Source organism: Pseudomonas soli (assembly GCF_021283165.2).
In the GTDB taxonomy this organism is placed as follows: Bacteria; Pseudomonadota; Gammaproteobacteria; order Pseudomonadales; family Pseudomonadaceae; genus Aquipseudomonas; species Aquipseudomonas soli.
The window spans coordinates 755,297-776,407 of the sequence record NZ_CP128543.1; the positions used below are offsets into that span (position 1 = coordinate 755,297).

At 63.3% G+C, this 21,111-nt stretch carries 17 protein-coding genes; 11 read left to right on the plus strand and 6 right to left on the minus strand.

Going from position 1 to position 21,111, the window contains the following annotated elements:
• The first annotated feature begins 66 nt into the window (after window positions 1–66).
• The 5 genes from LU688_RS03365 (at window position 67) to LU688_RS03385 (ending at window position 4,166) form a co-directional block, all read left to right on the plus strand.
• Window positions 67–2,133 carry a carbon starvation CstA family protein gene (locus LU688_RS03365; protein WP_038707324.1) on the plus strand — a complete coding sequence of 689 codons (2,067 nt, stop codon included), beginning with the start codon at window positions 67–69 and terminating at the stop codon, window positions 2,131–2,133.
• Window positions 2,134–2,146: 13 nt separating this feature from the next.
• Window positions 2,147–2,344: a YbdD/YjiX family protein gene (locus tag LU688_RS03370; RefSeq protein WP_008094130.1), complete on the plus strand. Its 198-nt coding sequence runs from the start codon at window positions 2,147–2,149 to the stop codon at window positions 2,342–2,344.
• A gap of 78 nt (window positions 2,345–2,422) precedes the next feature.
• Window positions 2,423–3,400: a GTPase gene (yjiA, locus tag LU688_RS03375; RefSeq protein WP_104444526.1), complete on the plus strand. Its 978-nt coding sequence runs from the start codon at window positions 2,423–2,425 to the stop codon at window positions 3,398–3,400.
• Window positions 3,401–3,486: 86 nt separating this feature from the next.
• The gene (locus tag LU688_RS03380) at window positions 3,487–3,870 is read left to right on the plus strand and encodes a type II toxin-antitoxin system RelE/ParE family toxin (RefSeq protein WP_236661040.1); all 384 of its coding nucleotides are present in this window, start codon (window positions 3,487–3,489) and stop codon (window positions 3,868–3,870) included.
• A complete protein-coding gene (locus tag LU688_RS03385) occupies window positions 3,867–4,166 on the plus strand; it encodes a helix-turn-helix domain-containing protein (RefSeq protein WP_094010329.1) in 300 nt (99 codons plus the stop codon). Before LU688_RS03380 ends, LU688_RS03385 begins: the two co-directional genes overlap by 4 nt.
• A gap of 60 nt (window positions 4,167–4,226) precedes the next feature.
• Here LU688_RS03385 and glyA read toward each other — a convergent pair whose 3' ends face one another.
• Both glyA and LU688_RS03395 read right to left on the minus strand, forming a co-directional pair.
• On the minus strand, window positions 4,227–5,480 hold the full coding sequence (gene glyA / locus LU688_RS03390; protein ID WP_160290875.1) for a serine hydroxymethyltransferase: 1,254 nt from the start codon (window positions 5,478–5,480) through the stop codon (window positions 4,227–4,229).
• A 199-nt stretch (window positions 5,481–5,679) separates the two neighbouring features.
• Complete coding sequence (locus LU688_RS03395) at window positions 5,680–9,510, minus strand: sensor domain-containing protein (protein ID WP_110604459.1); 3,831 nt, start codon at window positions 9,508–9,510, stop codon at window positions 5,680–5,682.
• Window positions 9,511–9,761: 251 nt separating this feature from the next.
• Here LU688_RS03395 and LU688_RS03400 point away from each other — a divergent pair, with 251 nt between their 5' ends.
• From LU688_RS03400 to gdhA, 3 genes are all read left to right on the plus strand, one after another.
• On the plus strand, window positions 9,762–10,154 hold the full coding sequence (locus LU688_RS03400; RefSeq protein ID WP_160290874.1) for a hypothetical protein: 393 nt from the start codon (window positions 9,762–9,764) through the stop codon (window positions 10,152–10,154).
• Window positions 10,155–10,357: 203 nt separating this feature from the next.
• The gene (gene ettA, locus LU688_RS03405; protein ID WP_038707327.1) at window positions 10,358–12,025 is read left to right on the plus strand and encodes an energy-dependent translational throttle protein EttA; all 1,668 of its coding nucleotides are present in this window, start codon (window positions 10,358–10,360) and stop codon (window positions 12,023–12,025) included.
• A gap of 289 nt (window positions 12,026–12,314) precedes the next feature.
• The gene (gene gdhA, locus LU688_RS03410; protein ID WP_046857193.1) at window positions 12,315–13,655 is read left to right on the plus strand and encodes an NADP-specific glutamate dehydrogenase; all 1,341 of its coding nucleotides are present in this window, start codon (window positions 12,315–12,317) and stop codon (window positions 13,653–13,655) included.
• Window positions 13,656–13,711: 56 nt separating this feature from the next.
• On the opposite strand, the gene LU688_RS03415 is transcribed toward gdhA, so the two are convergent.
• The 4 genes from LU688_RS03415 to LU688_RS03430 form a co-directional block, all read right to left on the minus strand.
• A complete protein-coding gene (locus LU688_RS03415; protein WP_094010325.1) occupies window positions 13,712–14,206 on the minus strand; it encodes a GreA/GreB family elongation factor in 495 nt (164 codons plus the stop codon).
• A gap of 68 nt (window positions 14,207–14,274) precedes the next feature.
• Complete coding sequence (locus tag LU688_RS03420; RefSeq protein WP_023631415.1) at window positions 14,275–14,628, minus strand: hypothetical protein; 354 nt, start codon at window positions 14,626–14,628, stop codon at window positions 14,275–14,277.
• A 115-nt stretch (window positions 14,629–14,743) separates the two neighbouring features.
• Window positions 14,744–16,597, minus strand: a complete 1,854-nt coding sequence (locus tag LU688_RS03425) for an Lnb N-terminal periplasmic domain-containing protein (protein WP_110604455.1) — start codon at window positions 16,595–16,597, stop codon at window positions 14,744–14,746.
• Window positions 16,598–16,675: 78 nt separating this feature from the next.
• Window positions 16,676–17,164, minus strand: a complete 489-nt coding sequence (locus LU688_RS03430) for a DUF3015 domain-containing protein (RefSeq protein ID WP_023630569.1) — start codon at window positions 17,162–17,164, stop codon at window positions 16,676–16,678.
• A 254-nt stretch (window positions 17,165–17,418) separates the two neighbouring features.
• On the opposite strand from LU688_RS03430, the gene LU688_RS03435 reads away from it, so the two are divergent.
• The 3 genes from LU688_RS03435 to LU688_RS03445 all read left to right on the plus strand — a co-directional run bounded on the left by LU688_RS03435 (window position 17,419) and on the right by LU688_RS03445 (window position 21,027).
• On the plus strand, window positions 17,419–19,857 hold the full coding sequence (locus LU688_RS03435; protein ID WP_094010323.1) for a Lon protease family protein: 2,439 nt from the start codon (window positions 17,419–17,421) through the stop codon (window positions 19,855–19,857).
• A 163-nt stretch (window positions 19,858–20,020) separates the two neighbouring features.
• A complete protein-coding gene (locus LU688_RS03440; RefSeq protein WP_023631147.1) occupies window positions 20,021–20,359 on the plus strand; it encodes a PA4575 family protein in 339 nt (112 codons plus the stop codon).
• Between the two features lie 179 nt (window positions 20,360–20,538).
• The gene (locus tag LU688_RS03445; RefSeq protein ID WP_023631146.1) at window positions 20,539–21,027 is read left to right on the plus strand and encodes a TIGR00645 family protein; all 489 of its coding nucleotides are present in this window, start codon (window positions 20,539–20,541) and stop codon (window positions 21,025–21,027) included.
• Window positions 21,028–21,111 lie beyond the last annotated feature (84 nt).

The following is a 21,111-nucleotide window of genomic DNA, read 5'->3' on the forward strand; positions in this document are numbered from 1 at the left end:
ATGGAGGCGAGCAGGCCCTAGACTCAGAGGGCTGTCTATTCCAACCACTTAAGCTGGAAGCATGCCATGAACAACAATAACAGCCTGCTACGCCATATCCCGTGGCTGGCGCTGGCAGTCATAGGGGCCTGCGCGCTGGGCGTCGTCGCCCTGCGTCGCGGTGAGGCGATCAATGCCTTGTGGATCGTCGTCGCGGCAGTGGCCATCTACCTGGTTGCCTACCGTTACTACAGCCTGTTCATCGCCACCAAGGTGATGCAGCTCGACCCACGCCGGGCCACGCCGGCGGTACTCAACAATGATGGCCTGGACTACGTCCCGACCAACAAGCACATCCTTTTCGGCCACCACTTCGCCGCCATCGCCGGCGCCGGCCCGCTCGTGGGCCCGGTGCTCGCGGCGCAGATGGGCTACCTGCCCGGCACGCTGTGGCTGATCGCTGGCGTGGTGCTGGCCGGCGCGGTACAGGACTTCATGGTCCTGTTCCTGTCCACACGGCGCAACGGCCGCTCGCTGGGCGACATGGTCCGGGAAGAGATGGGCCGCATACCGGGCACCATCGCCCTGTTCGGTTGCTTCCTGATCATGATCATCATCCTCGCGGTGCTCGCGCTGATCGTGGTCAAGGCCCTGGCCGAGAGCCCGTGGGGCATGTTCACGGTGATCGCGACCATCCCGATCGCGATGTTCATGGGCATCTACATGCGCTACATCCGCCCGGGCCGCATCGGTGAAATCTCCATTGTCGGCGTGGTCCTGCTGCTGCTGTCGATCTGGCTGGGGGGCCAGATCGCCGCGGATCCGGTGTGGGGCCCGGCGTTCACCTTCACCGGCGTGCAGATCACCTGGATGCTCGTGGGCTACGGTTTCGTCGCCGCTGTGCTGCCGGTGTGGCTGGTACTGGCGCCGCGCGACTACCTGTCGACCTTCCTCAAGATCGGCACCATCGTCGGCCTGGCCATCGGTATCCTGATCATCGCGCCCGAGCTGAAGATGCCGGCGCTGACCCAGTTCACCGACGGTACCGGCCCGGTGTGGAAGGGCACCCTGTTCCCGTTCCTGTTCATCACCATCGCCTGCGGCGCGGTGTCCGGCTTCCACGCGCTGATCTCCTCGGGGACCACGCCGAAGCTGCTGGACAACGAAACCAACGCCCGTTACATCGGCTACGGCGGCATGCTGATGGAGTCGTTCGTCGCCATCATGGCCATGGTTGCCGCCTCGGTGATCGAGCCGGGCGTGTACTTCGCCATGAACAGCCCGGCCGCAGTGGTCGGCGCCGACGTCGCTTCGGTGGCGCAGACCGTCAGCAGCTGGGGCTTCATGATTACCCCCGAGCAGTTGGAGGCCACTGCCCGCGACATCGGCGAGCACACCATCCTCGCCCGTGCCGGTGGCGCGCCGACCCTGGCGGTCGGTATCGCGCAGATCCTGCACCAGGTGCTGCCGGGCGAGAACACCATGGCGTTCTGGTACCACTTCGCCATTCTGTTCGAGGCACTGTTCATCCTCACCGCAGTGGACGCCGGTACTCGTGCCGGGCGCTTCATGCTGCAGGACCTGCTGGGCAGCTTCGTTCCGGCGCTCAAACGCACCGAGTCGTGGGGGGCCAACCTGCTCGCGACCGCCGGTTGCGTGGCCATGTGGGGTTACCTGCTGTATCAAGGCGTGATCGATCCGCTGGGGGGTATCAACACCTTGTGGCCGCTGTTCGGTATCTCCAACCAGATGCTGGCCGGTATCGCCCTGATGCTCGGTACCGTGGTACTGATCAAGATGAAGCGTCAGCGCTATATCTGGGTCACCCTGGTACCTGCGGTATGGCTGCTGATCTGCACCACCGCCGCGGGCCTGATCAAGCTGTTCGACCCGAACCCAGCTGTGGGCTTCCTGGCCCTGGCCAAGAAGTACAGCACCGCGCTGGACGCCGGCCAGGTGCTGGCGCCTGCCAAGGATATCGGTCAGATGCAGCACGTGATCTTCAACGCCTACACCAACGCTGGCCTGACGATCCTGTTCCTGGTGGTGGTGTTCAGCATCCTGTTCTTCGCCCTCAAGGTCGGCTATGCCGCCTGGGGCCGCAAGGAGCGGACCGACAAGGAAACCCCGTTCCAGGCCCTGCCTGACGCTTGAGAGGAATGCCGCGATGTTCAACGACCTGGGTCGACTGGGCAAGTACCTGGGGCAGGCAGCCCGCCTGATGGTCGGCATGCCTGATTACGACAACTATGTCGAGCACATGCAGACCAAGCACCCGGACAAGCCGGTGATGAGCTACGAGGCGTTCTTCCGCGAGCGCCAGGAAGCGCGTTATGGTGGCAAGTCCGGGCCCAAGTGCTGTTGAACCCGCGACACGCGTGAACCAGTGGGAGCCCGGGCAACCGGGCTCCCACTTTCATTTTCAGCTGCAGGAGACAACCGCGTGCAAACGCCGATTCCCGTTACCGTGCTGACCGGCTTTCTCGGTGCCGGCAAGACCACACTGCTCAAGCACATGCTCAAGGCCGAGCACGGCCTGAGGCTCGCCGTGATCGAGAACGAGTTCAGCGAGGCCGGCATCGACAGCCAACTGCTGGGCGATGAGCCAGTGCAGGTCATGACCCTGGCCAACGGCTGTGTGTGCTGCAGCATCCATGGCGACCTGACCCGTGCCCTGTACCTGCTGCTCGAACGCCTGGACGCCGGCGAGATCGCCTTTGATCGCCTGGTGATCGAGTGCACGGGCCTCGCCGACCCGGCACCCGTGGCACAGACCTTCTTCATCGACGAAGAGCTGCGCGAGCGCTATATCCTCGATGGCATCATCACCCTGGTCGACACCGCCCACGCCGAACTGCACCTGACCCAGGCCATCGCCCAGGCCCAGGTCGGCTTTGCCGACCGTCTGCTGCTGAGCAAGACCGATCTGGTCGAGCCGCAGGTGGTCGATGCCCTGCGCGAGCGCCTGGCGTGCATCAATGGCCGGGCGACGATTCGCGTGGTCGAGCACGGTCGCATCGACCTGGCCGAGCTGCTCGATGTGCGAGGGTTCAACCTCAACCCGGACCTTGGCATCAGCCCCGGGCCCAGCTTGCGCCCGGTCCTCAAGCCCGCCACCCCGGATCGCATTTCGACGCTGGTGCTGTGCACCGAAACACCGTTGGATATCGATCGGCTCAGCGACTTCATGAACGAGCTGCTGGAGGAGCACGGCAAACAGCTGTTGCGCTACAAGGGCGTGTTGAATATCGCGGGTGAAGATCGCCGTTTGGTGTTCCAGGGAGTGCTGAAGCTGTACGGCTTCGACTGGGACGCCGAGTGGAAGGAAGGCGAGCTTCGGGAAAGCGTGATGGTGTTCATCGCCGATGAGCTGCCGGAGGAAAGGATTCGGGCTGGTTTCGAAGCTTTGAGCCACGCCTGATTGGGATACAGCCGACTGTTCGATGCCGCCGTAAGGCGGCATTTTTTTGGCCTCGTTTCAGCGATCAGGCCAGTCGAGGTGGCCGCTTGCAGGAGGTACTTTTTTTGGTACACTTGGCCGCGTCGGATCTAAAAATAAATGTGCAGTTCTTCTGTAGTGCGTTGGGTAATGAGCCCGTGAGGGAGTGGCTAAAGGGCTTGGCACGTGAAGAACGCTATCTGATTGGCATGGAAATCAAGACCGTTCAGTTGGGATGGCCACTTGGCATGCCCTTGGTCAGAAAGCTGGAGCACGGGCTTTGGGAAATCCGTATCGACATGGGGCATGTCGTTGCCCGTGTACTGTTCACGATCATGGATGGCGTGATGTTCATGCTCCATGGATTCATCAAGAAAAGCCAGAAAACGCCTTCAGCAGATCTGGCCCTGGCCAGGCAACGCAAGGCCAGCTTACGGAGGTCAACTACATGAACCCGCATATCGGTTCGAACTTCGATGATTTTCTCGCCGAAGAGGGCATCCTCGAAGAGGTCACGGCGGCTGCGCTGAAACGGGTGATCGCCTGGCAACTGACGCAGGCGATGAAGCAGCAAAAGATCAGCAAGAAGGCTTTGGCCGAGCGTATGCACACCAGTCGGGCGGCGGTCGATCGAGCCTTGGATCAGACAGACGCTGGCATGACCTTGGCAACGTTGGCTAGCGCTGCCAGGGCCTTGGGGCAGCGCGTGGAAATACGTCTCGTACCGGATGTCGCGCCAGCCCGATGAAGTACAAACATGAAAAAGCCCGGCACAAGGCCGGGCTTCTTCATTTCAGGCGTCTGCCAATCAGTTGCCGTACACCGGCAGCTTCTTGCAGATGGCCTTGACCTTCTCACGTACGGCGTCGATCACCGCTTCGTTGTTCAGGTCGGCCAGGATGTCGCAGATCCAGCCGGCCAGTTCACGGCACTCGGCTTCCTTGAAGCCACGGGTGGTAACGGCTGGGGTGCCGAAACGCAGGCCCGAAGTGACGAACGGCGAACGTGGGTCGTTCGGTACCGAGTTCTTGTTGACGGTGATGAAGGCCTTGCCCAGAGCGGCGTCGGCGTCCTTACCGGAGATTTCCTGCTTGATCAGCGACAGCAGGAACAGGTGGTTCTCGGTGCCGCCGGAGACGACGTTGAAGCCACGCTCGATGAATACGCTGGCCATGGCCTGGGCGTTTTTCACGACCTGCTGCTGGTAGGCCTTGAACTCAGGCTGCAGGGCTTCCTTGAAGCAGATCGCCTTGGCAGCGATGACGTGCTCCAGCGGGCCGCCCTGGGCGCCCGGGAAGACGGCGGAGTTCAGCTTCTTCTCGATGTCGGCGTTGGCACGGGCCAGGATCAGGCCGCCACGTGGACCGCGCAGGGTCTTGTGGGTGGTGGTGGTGACCACATCGGCGAACGGCACAGGGTTCGGGTACACACCAGCGGCGACCAGGCCGGCGACGTGAGCCATGTCGACGAACAGGTAGGCACCGACCTTGTCGGCGATTTCGCGGAAGCGTGGGAAATCCAGCACTTGCGAGTAGGCGGAGAAGCCGGCAACGATCATCCTCGGCTTGTGCTCGACAGCCAGGCGCTCGACTTCGTCGTAGTCGATCAGGCCGTTGGCGTCGATGCCGTACTGGATGGCGTTGTACAGCTTGCCCGAGGAGGAAACGCTGGCACCGTGGGTCAGGTGGCCGCCGTGGGCCAGGCTCATGCCCAGGATGGTGTCACCGGCCGACAGCAGGGCCAAGTAGACAGCGGCGTTGGCCTGGGAACCGGCATGCGGCTGGACGTTGGCGTAGTCGGCGCCGAACAGCTCCTTGGCGCGGTCGATGGCCAGCTGCTCGACGACGTCGACGTACTCGCAACCACCGTAGTAGCGCTTGCCTGGGTAGCCTTCGGCGTACTTGTTGGTCAGAACCGAACCCTGGGCCTCCATGACCGCCGGGCTGGTGTAGTTTTCCGAAGCGATCAGCTCGATATGCTCTTCCTGGCGCAGAGCTTCTTGCTGCATGGCTTCGAAGAGCTCGGCGTCGTACTTGGCAATGGTCAAATCACGGCTGAACATGGCGGTCCTCAAGGATCGGGCAGAATTGGGGGAGCATTCTAACCGATTGATTCGCCGCTGGCATATGAAGTGGCATCAAGTCGCGGACCAATGGGCTTCATGTTGCAGGCCGCGTGGCGACTGGGCTGGAGTTGACTTTGAGGTCCGGTTTTTTCCAGGTTGCATGAGGTCTGGTGGGCGCGAAGACCCCGCGCAGCGCCTACTGGAACATGAACAACGTCTCGTTGCTGAACTGGGCCTCGAACTGGTTGGCGGGCATCGGTCGGCCGAACAGGTAGCCCTGCACCTCGTCACAGCCGTGTTCGCGCAGGAACTCCAACTGCTCATGAGTTTCCACGCCCTCGGCGATCACCGCCAGGTTGAGGCTGTGGGCCATGGCGATGATCGCCCGGGCGATCTGTGCGTCCTGTTCGCCTTCGGGCAGACCATCGACGAAGGTGCGGTCGATCTTCAGCACGTCGATGGGGAACTGCTTGAGGTAGTTGAGCGACGAGTAGCCGGTGCCGAAGTCGTCGACCGCGATGCTCAGGCCCAGGTTCTTCAGGCTGTCGAGGATCTGCATGGCCTCGTTGACCTCGCGCATCAGGATGCTTTCGGTCAGCTCCAGCTCCAGGCACGCCGGCGGCAGCCCCGTTTCGTCGAGGATAGTTGCGATGCGCGTGCCCAGCTGGCCGTCGGAGAACTGCCGGGCGGAGATGTTCACCGACACCTTGGGCACACGCACTTTCTGCTGGTGCCAGGCCTTGAGCTGACGGCAGGATTCGCGCAGTACCCAGTCGCCAACGTCGACCACCAGGCCCAGCTCCTCGATCACCGGGATGAAGTCGCCCGGCGGCACCAGGCCGCGTGTCGGGTGGCGCCAGCGCAACAGCGCCTCGGCGCCGGTCAGGCGCTTGCCGTCGCCGCTGAACTGTGGCTGGTAATAGAGGATGAACTCGTTCTGCTCTAGTGCATGGCGCAGGTCGCTTTCCAGTTCCAGACGCTCCAAGGCGCTGGCGTTCATGTCCGCTTGGTAGAACTGGAAGTTGTTCTTGCCGCGTTCCTTGGCGTGGTACATCGCCGTGTCGGCGTTCTTCATCAACTGGCTGAGCTCGCTGCCGTCCTGTGGGCTCAGGGCGATGCCGATACTGGCGGTGACGAAGAACTCGCGGTTTTCCAGCACGAACGGGGTGACCAGCCCGTCGAGGATGTGCTCGGCAACATGGATGGCGCGGTTGAGGGCCTGCTCGCGGCTGGCCTTGGGCTGCAGCAGCAGGGTGAACTCGTCGCCGCCCATGCGCGCCACGGTGTCGTCGTCGTCGACGCAGGCCAGCAGGCGCTCGGCCATGTCCTTGAGCATGCGATCGCCCGCCGCATGGCCAAGGGAGTCGTTGATCGGCTTGAAGCGGTCGAGGTCGAGGAACATCAGCACCACCCAGGCCTTCTGGCGCTCGGCCTGTTGCAGGGCGGTGTACAGGCGGTCCTGGAACAACGTGCGGTTGGGCAGGTGAGTGAGGGCATCGTAGTAGGCCAGGCGGTGGATGCGCTGCTCGCTGGCCTTGCGTTCGCTGATGTCGGTGAAGAAGCACACATAGCTGGCCAGGTCGCCTTCATCGTCGAGCACCGCGGTGATGCCTACCCACGCCGGGTAGTGCTCGCCGTTGCGCCGTTTCAGCCAGACCTCGCCTTCCCAGCTGCCGCGCTGGCTCAGTTGCTTGAGCACGTAGCCTTGCTGGGCGTTCTGTTGCTGCTCGACGGTGAGCATGCCGGGGAGCTGGTCGAGCACCTCGGCCACGGCATAGCCGCTGACGCGGGTGAATGCTTCGTTGGCCTGGACGATATAGCCGGCCGGGTCGGTAATGAGGATCGCCGAGGTGGAGTGCTCGAACACGGTCGCGGCCATGCGCAGGTCTTTTTCGGCCCGGCGTTGCTGGCTGATGTCGCGGCCCACGCCGAGCACCCCCTCGAAGCGCTCGTGTTCGTCCCACACCAGCACCAGGCGCAGCTCGATGGGGATCTTGCGGCCGTCGGCGCGCAGGCAGTCGAACAGGAACAACTGCGTAGGCAGGGTACTGCGCAACTGGGCCAGTTGCGTGCTGTCGTCCAGCACCTGGCTGACGCGCTCGAGCAGGTTGTAGACACCGCTGAGCTGGGCCGGGTTGGCAATGATCGACTGCCAGCCGTTGGCAAAGATCCAGTCGGCCTGGTAGCCCAGCACCGCCTGCACCGAGGGGCTGACATAGTTGAGCTGCAGCTGGCTGTCGGTGGAGAAGATCACGTCGCTGATGCTCTCGGCGAGCATGCGGTAGCGCTGTTCGCTGTCGCGCAGCGATTCGCTGGCTTCGATCTGCACGGTGACATCCTTGCCCACGCCGATGATACGTGTGACCAGGCCTTCGCTGTCGCGGGTCAGCACCTGCTCGCGGATGTCGTAGCACCGCCAGCCACCGTCGCGATGGCGGAAGCGCAACTGGCAGTGCAGCGACTGGCCATAGCCGGTGTCGCGCTGCTGCTGGCGCAGGGCGCGGTAGTGCTCGGCATCGCCGGGATGCAGGAGCATCTCCCAGAAGCGGTCACCCATCTGTGCCAGCTCCGCGCGGTCGTAACCGAGGGTCTGGCCGAGGTGGCGGTTGCTGAAGATCATCCGCTGGCTGTCAACGTCCTGCACGTAGAGCTGGTCGGGCACGGTACGCACCACGTCCGACCAGAAGCCCTCGCGTTCGAGCAGCGACAGCTCCACCTGCTTGCGGCTGGTGATGTCGCTGATGCTCAGGATTACCGCCTGGTAGTCACGGCGCTGCTGCGGCAGTCGGGCCATCAGCCACAGGTGCAGTTCACCACCGAGCGGGGCGGGTAGGCGGACCTCCAGTTCGAGTTGCTGGCGCTCTTCGATCAGCGCGTCGATCAACTGCATGCCGATACTGTCGCGGCTGTCCCCGCTGCCATCTATCAGGCGCTGCCAGGCGCCAGCGTGGGAGTCGACGTTGAGCAGTTGGCGGGCCACCTGGTTGATCTCGGTGATCTTCAGTTCCGCAAGCAAGGTGCGGCGCAGCTTGGTGTCCAGGGCCAGGCTTTGCTTGAGCGCGGCGCGGTTGCGCAGGTGGTAGCGGTCGAGCTGCCCCGGCAGGCTGGAGAGATCGAGCACGCACAGGGCCACGCCGGTGCCCTCGAAGATTTCCTGGTAGCGCCGACGGTCTTCCTGCAAGGCGCGTTGGCGACGGCGCATGTTGATCAGCGCCAGCACCGGCAGCAGCGCGCAGAACAGCACCAGCACGCATTTGCCGAGCAGCGCCGGCAGCAACCTGTCGCGGGCCAGGCCGGCATCGAACAGGCCACGCAGTTGCCAGGTGCTGTTGTCGATGAAGGCAAGCATCACGCTTTGCAGAGGCTCTTCGCTGGTCTGCCGGTGCCCGTGGCGCTCGATGACCTCGCCGCTGCGGCTGTTTTCCAGCAGCCACAGGGGATGGGTGGGGCCGTCAAGGTGACGGGTCAGCTCCTGGTAGTAGTCGCGGCTCAGGCGCAGCAGCCAGTAGCCGCGGTCTTGCTCGGTCGGCTGGCGCAGCAGCAGGTAGAGCCGCTGATTGTCGGCATCGTTGCCATAGAAAAATGCCCTGCCCTGATTCAGTTGCAGCAGGTCGTCAATCAGCTGACGGTCGGGTGAGCCAGCGAGGGTGTCGCTGCGCACCTGCCCGGTGGCGTCAAGCCAGGCCAGGTCGCGCAGGGCCGGCAGGCGGGCCTGCAAGGTGGCGAGCAGGCTGGGCAGGGCGACAGGCGCCGGAGGTTTGACGTAGGGCTGGACCAGGTTCAGTGATTGCTGGGCCTTCAGCGCCATGTTCAGGCTCAGATGGTCGGCCAGTTCGGCACTGGTGGCCAGGCTCTGCTGGCGCAGGTCGGCCTGGGTATGGCGGTACTGGGAGAAAAGTTGCCACAGCAGCAGCCCCAGCAGAACCAGGGCGAGCAGGGCCAGCGCCCCCTTGAGCGAGCCACGCAGGTGCGTGCCGGCCGTGGAATCGGCAGGACGCAGGGATGACGGTTGCGTGAGATTGGTCAAGCGTTGGGTCCTGCGATTGGGCTGACGATGGCAGGGGTTGCGTTGTCGCTGCATGCACGGCCCGTGCCGTGGTTGCTGGGCGCACTATAAGACGCACGCGGGAAGCCGACTAGCATGCCTTCAAATATGGCAAAGTGCCAGTCCGCATGTCCGATGCCGGCCGGCAGTTGGTCATGCCGGTTCTGCAAGTCCCTGCAACCTGTGCGAGAATGCCGCCCGCTTCATAGTCAACGCATCGGAGATGTACGGTTTTGGTTACCCACTATTCCACCAATGGCCTCGATTCCGCCTGCGGGCGTAGCAGTCAGACGCTGGTCAGCACTGCCGTGGCCGAGGACGTATCCTGCAAGACCTGCCAGCGCTCGCTGGCCAAGCCGGACGCGGCTGCCGCCAGTGCCAACAAGACGCCGTCGCTGGCCGAGCTGCGCAAGTCGGCCAAGGCTGCCGCCGAGCCGGTCGCCCAGGTTGCCGCACAAACCACCGCCAAGCCCACACCCGCGCCTGCCAAGGCCGTGGGCAAGCCGGCTGGCAAACCTGCCCGCAGTGGCGGCTTCAGCGTCAAGTCCGCCTGGGCCGCGCGCCTGGCCGAGCAATCGGACCGTTGCCGCCTGCCGCGTGGCAAGGCCAGGCAGTCGCACGTCTGAGCCTGCGCCAAGCCCGCCCCACCCGTGCCGGCGTGGGCGCGGGCTTGCCCCGCGAAGGCCGCCGGGCGGCCCCGCCATCTACCCCATCTGTGCAACGCCGCGACTTGGCGTAGAATGGCCCACTTTATTCAATGACCCCGTAATCACATCCCCTGGCCAATGCCGGGGCGCGTGTATTTACCTATCTGATAGAGGGCTTGGTTTTGGCTCAATACGTCTACACCATGCATCGGCTGAGCAAGGTCGTGCCGCCGAAGCGGGAAATTCTCAAGAATATTTCCCTGTCGTTCTTCCCGGGAGCCAAGATCGGCGTGCTGGGCCTGAACGGCGCTGGTAAATCGACCCTGCTGCGGATCATGGCGGGCGTCGACAAGGAATTCGACGGCGAAGCCCGTCCGATGCCCGACATCAACGTCGGCTACCTGCCCCAGGAGCCGCAGTTGGACCCGAGCAAAACCGTGCGTGAAGTGGTCGAGGAAGCGGTCAGCGTGATCAAGGACGCCCAGGCCCGCCTGGACGAGGTCTACGCCGCTTACGCCGACCCGGATGCCGACTTCGACAAGCTGGCCGCCGAACAGGCCAAGCTCGAGGCCATCCTGCAGGCCGCCGACGGTCACAACCTCGAGCGCCAGCTGGACGTCGCCGCCGATGCCCTGCGCCTGCCGGCCTGGGAGGCGAAGATCGAGCACCTGTCCGGTGGCGAGAAGCGCCGCGTGGCCCTGTGCCGCCTGCTGCTGTCGGCCCCGGACATGCTGCTGCTCGACGAACCGACCAACCACCTGGACGCCGACTCGGTAGCCTGGCTGGAGCGCTTCCTGCACGACTTCCCCGGTACCGTGGTGGCAATCACCCACGACCGTTACTTCCTCGACAACGTCGCCGGCTGGATCCTCGAACTGGACCGCGGCGCCGGCATCCCGTACGAAGGCAACTATTCGGGCTGGCTGGAAGCCAAGTCGGACCGTCTGGCGCAGGAATCCAAGCAGCAGAGCGCCCACGAGAAGGCCATGAAAGAGGAACTGGAGTGGGTGCGCAAAGGCGCCAAGGCCCGCCAGTCCAAGTCCAAGGCCCGTCTGCAGCGCTTCGAAGAGATGCAGTCGCAGGAATTCCAGAAGCGCAGCGAGACCAACGAGATCTACATCCCGGCCGGTCCGCGCCTGGGCGACAAGGTCATCGAGTTCAAGAACGTCACCAAGGGCTATGGCGATCGCGTGCTGATCGACAACCTGTCGTTCGCCATGCCTAAGGGCGCCATCGTCGGCGTGATCGGTGGTAACGGTGCCGGTAAATCGACCCTGTTCCGCATGCTGATGGGCAAGGAGCAGCCGGACTCGGGCAGCATCGAGATCGGTGAAACCGTGCAGCTGGCCTGCGTCGACCAGAGCCGCGAAGACCTGGACGGCAGCAAGACCGTGTTCCAGCAGATCTCCGACGGCTCCGACCAGATCCGCATCGGCAGCTACGAGATCCCGTCGCGCACCTACGTCGGCCGCTTCAACTTCAAGGGCGGCGACCAGCAGAAGTTCGTCAAGGACCTCTCCGGTGGTGAGCGTGGCCGCCTGCACCTGGCCCTGACCCTGAAGGAGGGCGGCAACGTCCTGCTGCTCGACGAACCGTCCAACGACCTCGACGTCGAAACCCTGCGTTCGCTCGAGGAAGCCCTGCTGGACTTCCCGGGCGCCGCCATCGTGATTTCCCACGACCGTTGGTTCCTGGACCGTGTGGCCACTCACATCCTGGCGTACGAAGACGATTCCAGCGTGGTGTTCTTCGAAGGCAACTACACCGAGTACGAAGCCGATCGCAAGAAGCGCCTGGGCGACGCCGCTGCCCAGCCGCACCGTGTGCGTCACAAGAAACTGGCCCAGTAAGCCGGTTTTTGCTGCACAACGATGGGGCCCTCAGGGGCCCCATTTTTGTGCCTGGCTTTCAGGGATGAGAAGGGCTGCGTGGGAGCGGGCTTGCCCCGCGATTGCTGCGTTAAGGGAGAGCAGGGAGAAAGTGCACTCTCACGAGTACAGCGAGAAACTTGTATACAGTTATAGAAAACGCACCAATTAATTTCATAAAAACGACATTTCGCCCTGTTCCAGTGCGATTGGTTCTTGGTACATTCCCGAAAAAACCAAAAACAATCCCTCTCTTGGTGAGATGTCTACCATGATCGAATCTGTCGACGATTTCCTGGCCCGACTGCAACAACGCGATCCGGCCCAGCCCGAATTCCACCAGGCCGTGGAGGAGGTGCTGCGCAGCCTGTGGCCTTTCCTCGAAGCCAACCCTCACTACCTGCAGGCAGGCATTCTCGAACGCATGGTCGAACCCGAGCGTGCCGTGCTGTTCCGTGTGTCGTGGGTCGACGACCAGGGCAAGGTCCAGGTCAACCGCGGCTACCGCATCCAGATGAGCAGCGCCATCGGCCCGTACAAGGGCGGCCTGCGCTTCCACCCGTCGGTCAACCTGGGCGTACTCAAGTTCCTGGCCTTCGAGCAGGTGTTCAAGAACTCGCTGACCTCGCTGCCAATGGGCGGCGGCAAAGGCGGCTCGGACTTCGACCCGAAGGGCAAGAGCGACGCCGAAGTGATGCGCTTCTGCCAGGCGTTCATGAGCGAGCTGTACCGCCACATTGGCGCCGACCTCGACGTGCCTGCGGGTGACATCGGCGTCGGTGCCCGCGAGATCGGCTTCCTGTTCGGCCAGTACAAGCGCCTGGCCAACCAGTTCACTTCGGTGCTGACCGGCAAGGGCATGACCTATGGCGGCAGCCTGATCCGCCCGGAGGCCACCGGCTACGGCTGCGTGTACTTCGCCGAAGAGATGCTCAAGCGCCGCGACCAGCGCATCGACGGTCGCCGCGTGGCGATCTCCGGTTCCGGCAACGTTGCCCAGTACGCGGCGCGCAAGGTCATGGACCTGGGCGGCAAGGTGATCTCGCTGTCCGACTCCGAAGGCACCTTGTATGCCGAAGCCGGCCTTACCGATGCCCAGTGGGACGCGGTGATGGAGCTGAAGAACGTCAAGCGCGGTCGCATCAGCGAGCTGGCCGAGCAGTTCGGCCTGGAGTTCCGCAAAGGCCAGACGCCCTGGAGCCTGGCATGCGATATCGCGCTGCCGTGCGCGACGCAGAACGAACTGGGCGCCGAAGACGCCCGTACCCTGCTGCGCAATGGCTGTATCTGCGTTGCCGAAGGGGCCAACATGCCGACCACCCTGGAGGCTGTGGATATCTTCATCGAGGCCGGCATCCTCTACGCGCCTGGCAAGGCATCCAATGCCGGTGGCGTGGCCGTGTCGGGCCTGGAGATGTCGCAGAACGCCATGCGCCTGCTGTGGACGGCCGGGGAGGTGGACAGCAAGCTGCACCACATCATGCAGTCGATCCACCATGCCTGCGTGCACTACGGCGAGGAGGCCGATGGCAGCATCAACTACGTCAAGGGCGCCAATATCGCCGGCTTTGTGAAGGTGGCTGACGCGATGCTGGCCCAGGGCGTGGTCTGATTCGATAACTTGCGGCCGCTTCGCGCCGAAAGGGGCGCGAAGCGCCCGCGATGATTTCAGCACTCACCCAGAATGGCCAGTACCTCGATCATCTGGTCCCCCGCCGGCCGTCGCCACAACACTTCATCCCCAGGCCCGGCGCCCAGAAGCGCCTGCCCCAGCGGCGAGCCCCAGTTGACCAATCCTTGGGCGGCATCGGCCTGATCCTCGCCCACCAGTTGCACCTGATGCTCCTGGTCATGTTCATCGACGAACCGCACCAGGCTGCCGATCTGCACCTTCTCCGTGGACGTTACAGCAGGTACCACCTGCGCGCTCTGCACCCGAGCAGTGAAGTAGCGCAGGTCACGCTCGGTATCGGCCAGCCGCTGCTTGTCGGCATCGCCTTCGGCCTGCAGCGCGGCGCGCAATGCATTGAGCGCGGCCACTCGCTGCTGCAACTGTGCCAGGCCGTTGGCGGTGACGTAATTGGGCTGGTCGCTGACCAGGCGCTCGACCGGCTGGCTGGCCTGGGCGGCGGCCTGGTCTTCATTGACGAATGCTCGGCTCATGGTTGGCCTCCTTGTGCTGGAGACCATGGTGGCAGGCTGCGGGTTTCAACAGTTGTCCATTTACGACGTCAGTTGCGGCGGTATGCACGGGCCGCACCTTGGTCTTTCTCCTTCTGCCAGTCGCGGTCACGCTCGTCCCAATAGCGTTCGCGATACTCGCGCAGGTCTTCGTTGGACTGCATGGCGTGGCACTGGCGAAAGCCATCGTCCCAGCCGCTTTCGTACTGGCGGTTATTCAGGTAGCGCGGGACATCCTTGCGGAAGTCGCCGGCCATCAGCCCGGCGGCCTGGCGACCGCTGCTGCAGCCGTCCTGGAAGCCGTCGGCATAGGCGGGCGGGTAGCCCTGGTTGACCATTTGTTCATGGGTGGTTTCGCAACCCGCCAGCAGCAAGAGAAACAAGGCTAACCAGTACCGCGACATGACCACAGGACCCTCGGATTGATACCGCAAAGTCTAGGTCGGGAATTGTTGGCGCGATGTCAAAACGCTGTCGAAGGATTGCATCGGGACTGGGACCGCAAAGCGGCCCAGGTGCTCAGTACTGATACCACTTCAACTCCAGCATCACCTCGTTCTGCGCCGTGGCCAGGTGGCTGAATTGGCGTGAAGCACTCAATCGCAAGCCCAGGTCGCGGCTGATCTCCCATTGCTGGTTAAGGCTCACGCTACGCCGTACTTCGCCGTTGGTGAAAAAATCACCCTTTGCCTCAAGCGTCAGGTTGCCCAGCGGGTTGCGCCACAGCAGCCCGCCGTTGAACCCGGCGGCGGGCGAGATTAACTCAGCGAAATCGTTGTGATGCTCGACCCGCACCGTGCCCAGGGCAAAGCCCAGCAAGTCGTCACCCAGTTGCCAGGTACCGCCGGCGCCGCCGTTGACATGGCTGACCAGCACCTCGTCGTCATGCTTGCCCGGCACGCGCTCCAGACCGCCCGCGACCTGCCACGACCATGGCTTGAGCAGTTCGTTGCGCGGTGTCAGCGAGCGGATGGTGGCCAGGTCCAGGCGTTGTACCTGCCAGTCGTTGCCCTCGTACTGACGCAGCTTGAGCTGCAGGATCTCGATCTGCGCGCCGAGGGGGAAACTGTCCATGTTGTCGTTGAGGTCGTGGTAAGCCATGCGCAGGCCATACTCGGCGTAGGCGCGGTCCTCACGGGTACCCACCCCCAGTTGCCAGGTTCGCGACTGGTGGCCGTCCTCCGGCAGGCCGGGCCGCTCGATCTGCAATGGCGGCGGCGGGTTGCGGTTGATCGCCCTGAGCAGTTCATAGCTGCGGCCGGCCTGGGCCGGGTCGCGTTCCTGGCCGTTGGCGCGGTAGCGCTCCAACCGGTAGGCGGCGTCCTGTACCAGCGCCTGGCGGTCGCGGGGCAGGGCGGTGAAGGAGGGGCTCTGCAGCTGCGCGGTGTCGGCGCTGATGGCCAGCACCTGCTGCTTTTCCTCGTGGTCCAGCGGCTCGGCACGGGCCAGCAGTTCACGCTCGCGGGACGGGCGGTAGCGCACGTCCGCCACCAGCCCGGACTGTTTCACCGCCTTCACGGTGTCGGTCGGGATGGCGGTCAGCGGGAACTGCGAGGTCAGGTCCAGGCTGGGGCGTGCCACCTGCAACAGCTCCAGCAGGCGATAGGAGCAATTTTCGTCGAAGAAGAAATAGTCGAACTTGATCTGCTTGAGTTCCCACACGTGCTCGACCATGCGCCCGGTCTCTTCTGGGGTCAGGTCCAGTTGATACTCCCACAGGTCACGGTTTTCCAGGCTGCGGTACTCGGACAGCTTTTCCTGGTAGGGCATCATCGCGAACAGCCCGGGATAGCCGCCCATCAGGCCTTTCCAGGCATAGAGGATGCTGTTGTCGCTGCCCTCGATGTAGGCGCCGAAATTGATCGCGTAGCTCAGCAGCGTGGTGTCGTCACGCCGGGTATTGGACTGGTCGATGCGCAGCAGCGTATGGCCGAACATCGACGACGGGCTGTTGAGGTAGGCAGCCGGGAAGATCAGCGCCGCGCTGTGCGGGTCGATCGACTTGTACCAGGTATCGAATTCCTGGCAGGCCGGGCTCGGCAGGTCGGTGAGGGCCAGCTGTTCGCGCAGCCAGCGGGTCCGTGCCGGGAACACGCACTGGGCATGCTTGTCACCCAGGCTGGCCGGGGCATAGAGCGCGGCGACCGTTGCCTGCAGCTCCTGGTCCGGGTGATGCGCGCCATCCTCGGCGAGAAAGAAGCGCGGGTCGTCCACATAGCTGCGCCAACCGCCAAGCTTGGCAGTCTCGTAATGGCCGAGGGCGATCCAGTAGGGCGTGGCCGCCAACTGCTGGACGCGGGCCAGGTCAAGCTGTGGGGCGGCATGAAGCGGTGCGCTGACGATCAGCGCCAGGGAAGCGAGGCGTTTGAGCATGTCGGGCAACTACATCCTGATGATGCCGAAAGGTAAAGCGCCAAACCCGCCCCGCTGCCGGGGCGGGAGGCGTGGTACTCAAGCCTCGGTGGCGTACTTGGCCAACTGCGGGTCGCTCTTGAGCACCGCCAGGGTGTTGGAATGGACAGTCTCGGCAGTCACGTCGGCGCTGCTGAAGATCTGCTGGAAGTGCTCGTGGGTGACAGCGGCGAAATGCGCGCGGTCTTCAGGGGCTACACCTAGGACCACGGCATAGGTGGTCAGAGCTTCGCCCTGGCCCTGGGCCATGTCTTCGGAGAGCTCGTTCATCATGCCGTTCATGGCGAACCAGGATTTGCCGCCATAGGTGAGTGCGGCCTTGGTCGAGCAGCCATTGGTGCCCGAGGTCATGCCGAATGTTGCGTTGCCGGAAGTGCCGTTGGTGGTGGAGGCCAGGAAGTGGGCCGGCGTGCCGCGCTGGCCCTCGAACAGCAGGTTGCCCCAGCCGCAGTTCGGGCCGCCTGGCGCTTCAGCCATGGCGTTGATCGAGACAGCGGCGAACAGAGTACCCAGAAGAATCCGTTTCATAGCGATGTTCTCTTTCTCAAGTGACGTACCAATGGTCAGGTTTCTGGCAACGCAGTTGCCAGTGCGAGAGGATTTCCATCCTCCTGCGCAGCTTGGAGTTTAGGCACGATCCAAAGGTTGCGTTGTTTATTGCGAAAAATTGCTTGCGTGATGGCCAGGCTTGGGCTGTGACATAAAGTCCCACGGAGCCTTGCCGCTACGCGCTGGCAGCGCCAGAATGCCTTTCATCCGCCCCGCCGAAGTAAGGAAACCCAATGCCCGATCCTGTCGCCTCGCGCCTGCGTCTCGCGCCAGAAGCCCTGACCCGGCGTTTCTCCGCTGAACAGTTTGCTTTTTCCAATACCGACGATCTGGAGCCATTTCGTGGTGTGCTGGGCCAGGAACGTGCTGTCGAGGCCCTGCAGTTCGGCGTGGCCATGCCGCGTCCCGGTTACAACGTGTATGTGATGGGCGAGCCCGGTACGGGCCGTTTCTCCTTCGTCAAGCGTTACCTCAAGGCCGAAGGCAAGCGCCAGCACACCCCGGCCGACTGGTTGTATGTCAACAACTTCGAGGACTCGCGCGAGCCACGCGCGCTGGAACTGCCGGCTGGTAGCGCCCATGAGTTCATCAGCGACATGAACGGCCTGATCGACAACCTGTTGGCTACGTTCCCGGCGGTGTTCGAGCACCCTTCCTACCAGCAGAAGAAAAGCGCCATCGACCGCGCCTTCAACCAGCGCTATGACCGGGCACTGGATGTGATCGAGCGCGCCTCGCTGGAGAAGGATGTGGCGCTATACCGCGACAGCAGCAATGTCGCCTTTACCCCCATGGCCGATGGCAAGGCGCTGGACGAAGCTGAATTCGCTCAACTGCCTGAGCAATTGCGCGAGCGCTTCCACGAGGACATCGCCGAGCTCGAGGAGCGTTTGAACGAGGAGCTCTCCAGCCTGCCGCAATGGAAGCGTGAATCGAACAACCAGTTGCGCCAGCTCAACGAGGAGACCATCACCCTTGCTCTACAGCCGCTGCTGGCGCCGTTATCGGAAAAGTACGCAGAAAACGCCGCAGTGTGCGCCTATCTGCAATCGGTGCAGTTGAACCTGCTGCGGACTGTCGTCGAACAATTGGTCGATGACAGCAAGACCGACGCGGTGGCGCGCAAGATGCTCGAGGAGCAATACGCCCCCAACCTGGTGGTCGGCCACCCGGGCAAAGGCGGGGCGCCGGTGGTGTTCGAGCCGCATCCGACCTACGACAATCTGTTCGGTCGCATCGAATACAGCACCGACCAGGGCGCTTTGTACACCTCCTATCGCCAGCTTCGCGCCGGTGCGTTGCACCGCGCCAATGGCGGCTTCTTGATTCTCGAAGCCGAGAAGATGCTCGGCGAGCCCTTTGTCTGGGACGCCCTGAAGCGTGCCTTGCAGTCGCGCAAGCTGAAGATGGAGTCGCCGCTGGGCGAACTGGGCCGTGTCGCCACGGTGAGCCTGACGCCACAGATGATCCCGCTCAGCGTCAAGCTGGTGATCATTGGCTCGCGCCAACTGTACTATGCGCTGCAGGACCATGACCCGGACTTCCAGGAGATGTTCCGGGTGCTCGTGGACTTCGATGAAGACATGCCCATGGTCGACGAGAACCTGGAGCAGTTCGCCCAGTTGCTGCGCACCCGCACCAACGAGGAAGGCATGGCGCCGCTGACCAGCGATGCAGTGGCGCGCCTGGCCACCTACAGCGCGCGCCTGGCCGAGAACCAGTCGCGGCTGTCGGCGCGCATCGGCGACTTGTTCCAGCTGGTCAGCGAGGCCGACTTCATCCGCCAGCTGGCCAGCGAGAGCATGACCGACGCCGGTCACATCGAGCGCGCCCTGAAGGCCAAGGCCCAGCGCACCGGGCGGGTGTCGCAGCGGGTGCTAGACGACATGCTCGCCGGGATCATCCTGATTGACACCGAAGGCGCGGCGATCGGCAAGTGCAACGGCTTGACCGTGCTCGAGGTCGGCGATTCGGCGTTCGGCATGCCGGCGCGGATTTCCGCCACCGTCTACCCGGGCGGCAGTGGCATCGTCGACATCGAGCGCGAGGTCAACCTGGGGCAGCCGATCCACTCCAAGGGGGTGATGATCCTCACCGGCTACCTGGGCAGCCGCTATGCCCAGGAGTTTCCCCTGGCGATCTCGGCGAGCATCGCGCTGGAGCAGTCCTATGGCTATGTCGACGGCGACAGCGCCTCGCTGGGCGAGGCATGCACGCTGATCTCGGCGTTGTCGCGTACGCCGCTGAAGCAGTGCTTTGCCATTACCGGCTCGATCAACCAGTTTGGCGAGGTGCAGGCGGTCGGTGGGGTCAACGAGAAGATCGAAGGCTTCTTCCGACTTTGTGAAGCCCGTGGCCTGACCGGTGAACAAGGGGTGATCATCCCGCGTGCCAACGTCGCCACGCTGATGCTCGACGAGCGGGTGGTGCAGGCGGTCGAGGCTGGTCGTTTCCATGTCTATGCCGTCAGCCAGGCCGACGAAGCCTTGAGCCTGCTGGTGGGCGAGGAGGCCGGCGAGATGGATGACAAGGGCGAATTCGCCGAGGGCAGTGTCAACGCCCGGGTGGTCGAGCGCCTGCGGGTGATCGCCGAGATGATCAGCGAGGAAGAAATCAAGGAAGCCGAGAAAGAGCGCCTGGAGGAGGTCATCACCCAGGCCAAGCCTGCGTAAGTCAATAAACTGGCGCTAGCGGCGAAGTGCTACCGTTCAGCGCCAGTTTTCCAACTTTTTCCTTAGGTCGGCTACAGTGGAACTTAAGGACGTTATCAGGGTTCAGGATGGAAACAGCCTGAAGGTTTCAGGCTGAACAGGGCTTTACAGAGGGGACGCCGCCATGCGCAACCTCAGCCTCACCCGCCAGTGCCTGGGCCTGGTGACCCGCATCGAATGCAGCATCCGTCCGCTGGCCGGCGACAATGGCATGTGGACCTTGCTGTTCGCCGCCGGCATGGCCGGTGAACAACCCTCGGCGATCAAGGCCCAGGGCCCGTTCCACGGGCCGATGGTCGCCGAATCGGTGATGAACGCCATCGTCGACAGCCTCACCCTCCATGGCTATCAGGTCGCTGAAGATCCGCAGATCTGGTGCCTGCACCTGCAGGCGCAGTTGCGTCGGATCAATGGTGAACGTTGCCGGAACCTTGGGGATTATCAGTTCCATCCCGAAACCTGACCCAATGATCTCGTCGCCAGCAAGCTGTTACACACCTGACCTGTGGGAGCCGGCTTGCCGGCGATAGGGTATCGAGGACTTATCGGGCCTGCGGCAACTGACCGCAGGCTTTTGCTGTAACAGGTGGCTGGATATACTCGCGCTCGCTTTTCCAGTCACTTCAGAGTCCCTTATTGTCCATGGAACGTATCCTCGAAAACGCGATGTATGCCTCGCGCTGGCTGCTCGCCCCGATCTACTTCGGCCTCTCGCTGGGCCTGTTGGCACTGGCCCTGAAGTTCTTCCAGGAAATCATCCATGTCCTGCCCAACGTCTTCACCCTCGCCGAAGCCGACCTGATCCTGGTGATCCTGTCGCTGATCGACATGTCGCTGGTTGGTGGCCTGCTGGTGATGGTGATGATCTCCGGCTACGAGAACTTCGTCTCGCAGCTGGACATCGACGAGAGCAAGGAAAAGCTCAACTGGCTGGGCAAGATGGATTCCTCGTCGTTGAAGATGAAGGTCGCCGCATCGATCGTCGCCATTTCCTCGATCCACCTGCTGCGGGTGTTCATGGATGCGCAGAACATCTCCACCGACTACCTGATGTGGTACGTGATCATCCACATGACCTTCGTCATTTCGGCATTCGTCATGGGTTACCTGGATCGCATCACCAAGCACTGATCCGTCTGCGCTCATCGCGGGCTTGCCCCGCGATGCTTTTCAGCTCCTGACGGATGGTGGCTTGTACTTTCAGCAGGTCTGTAC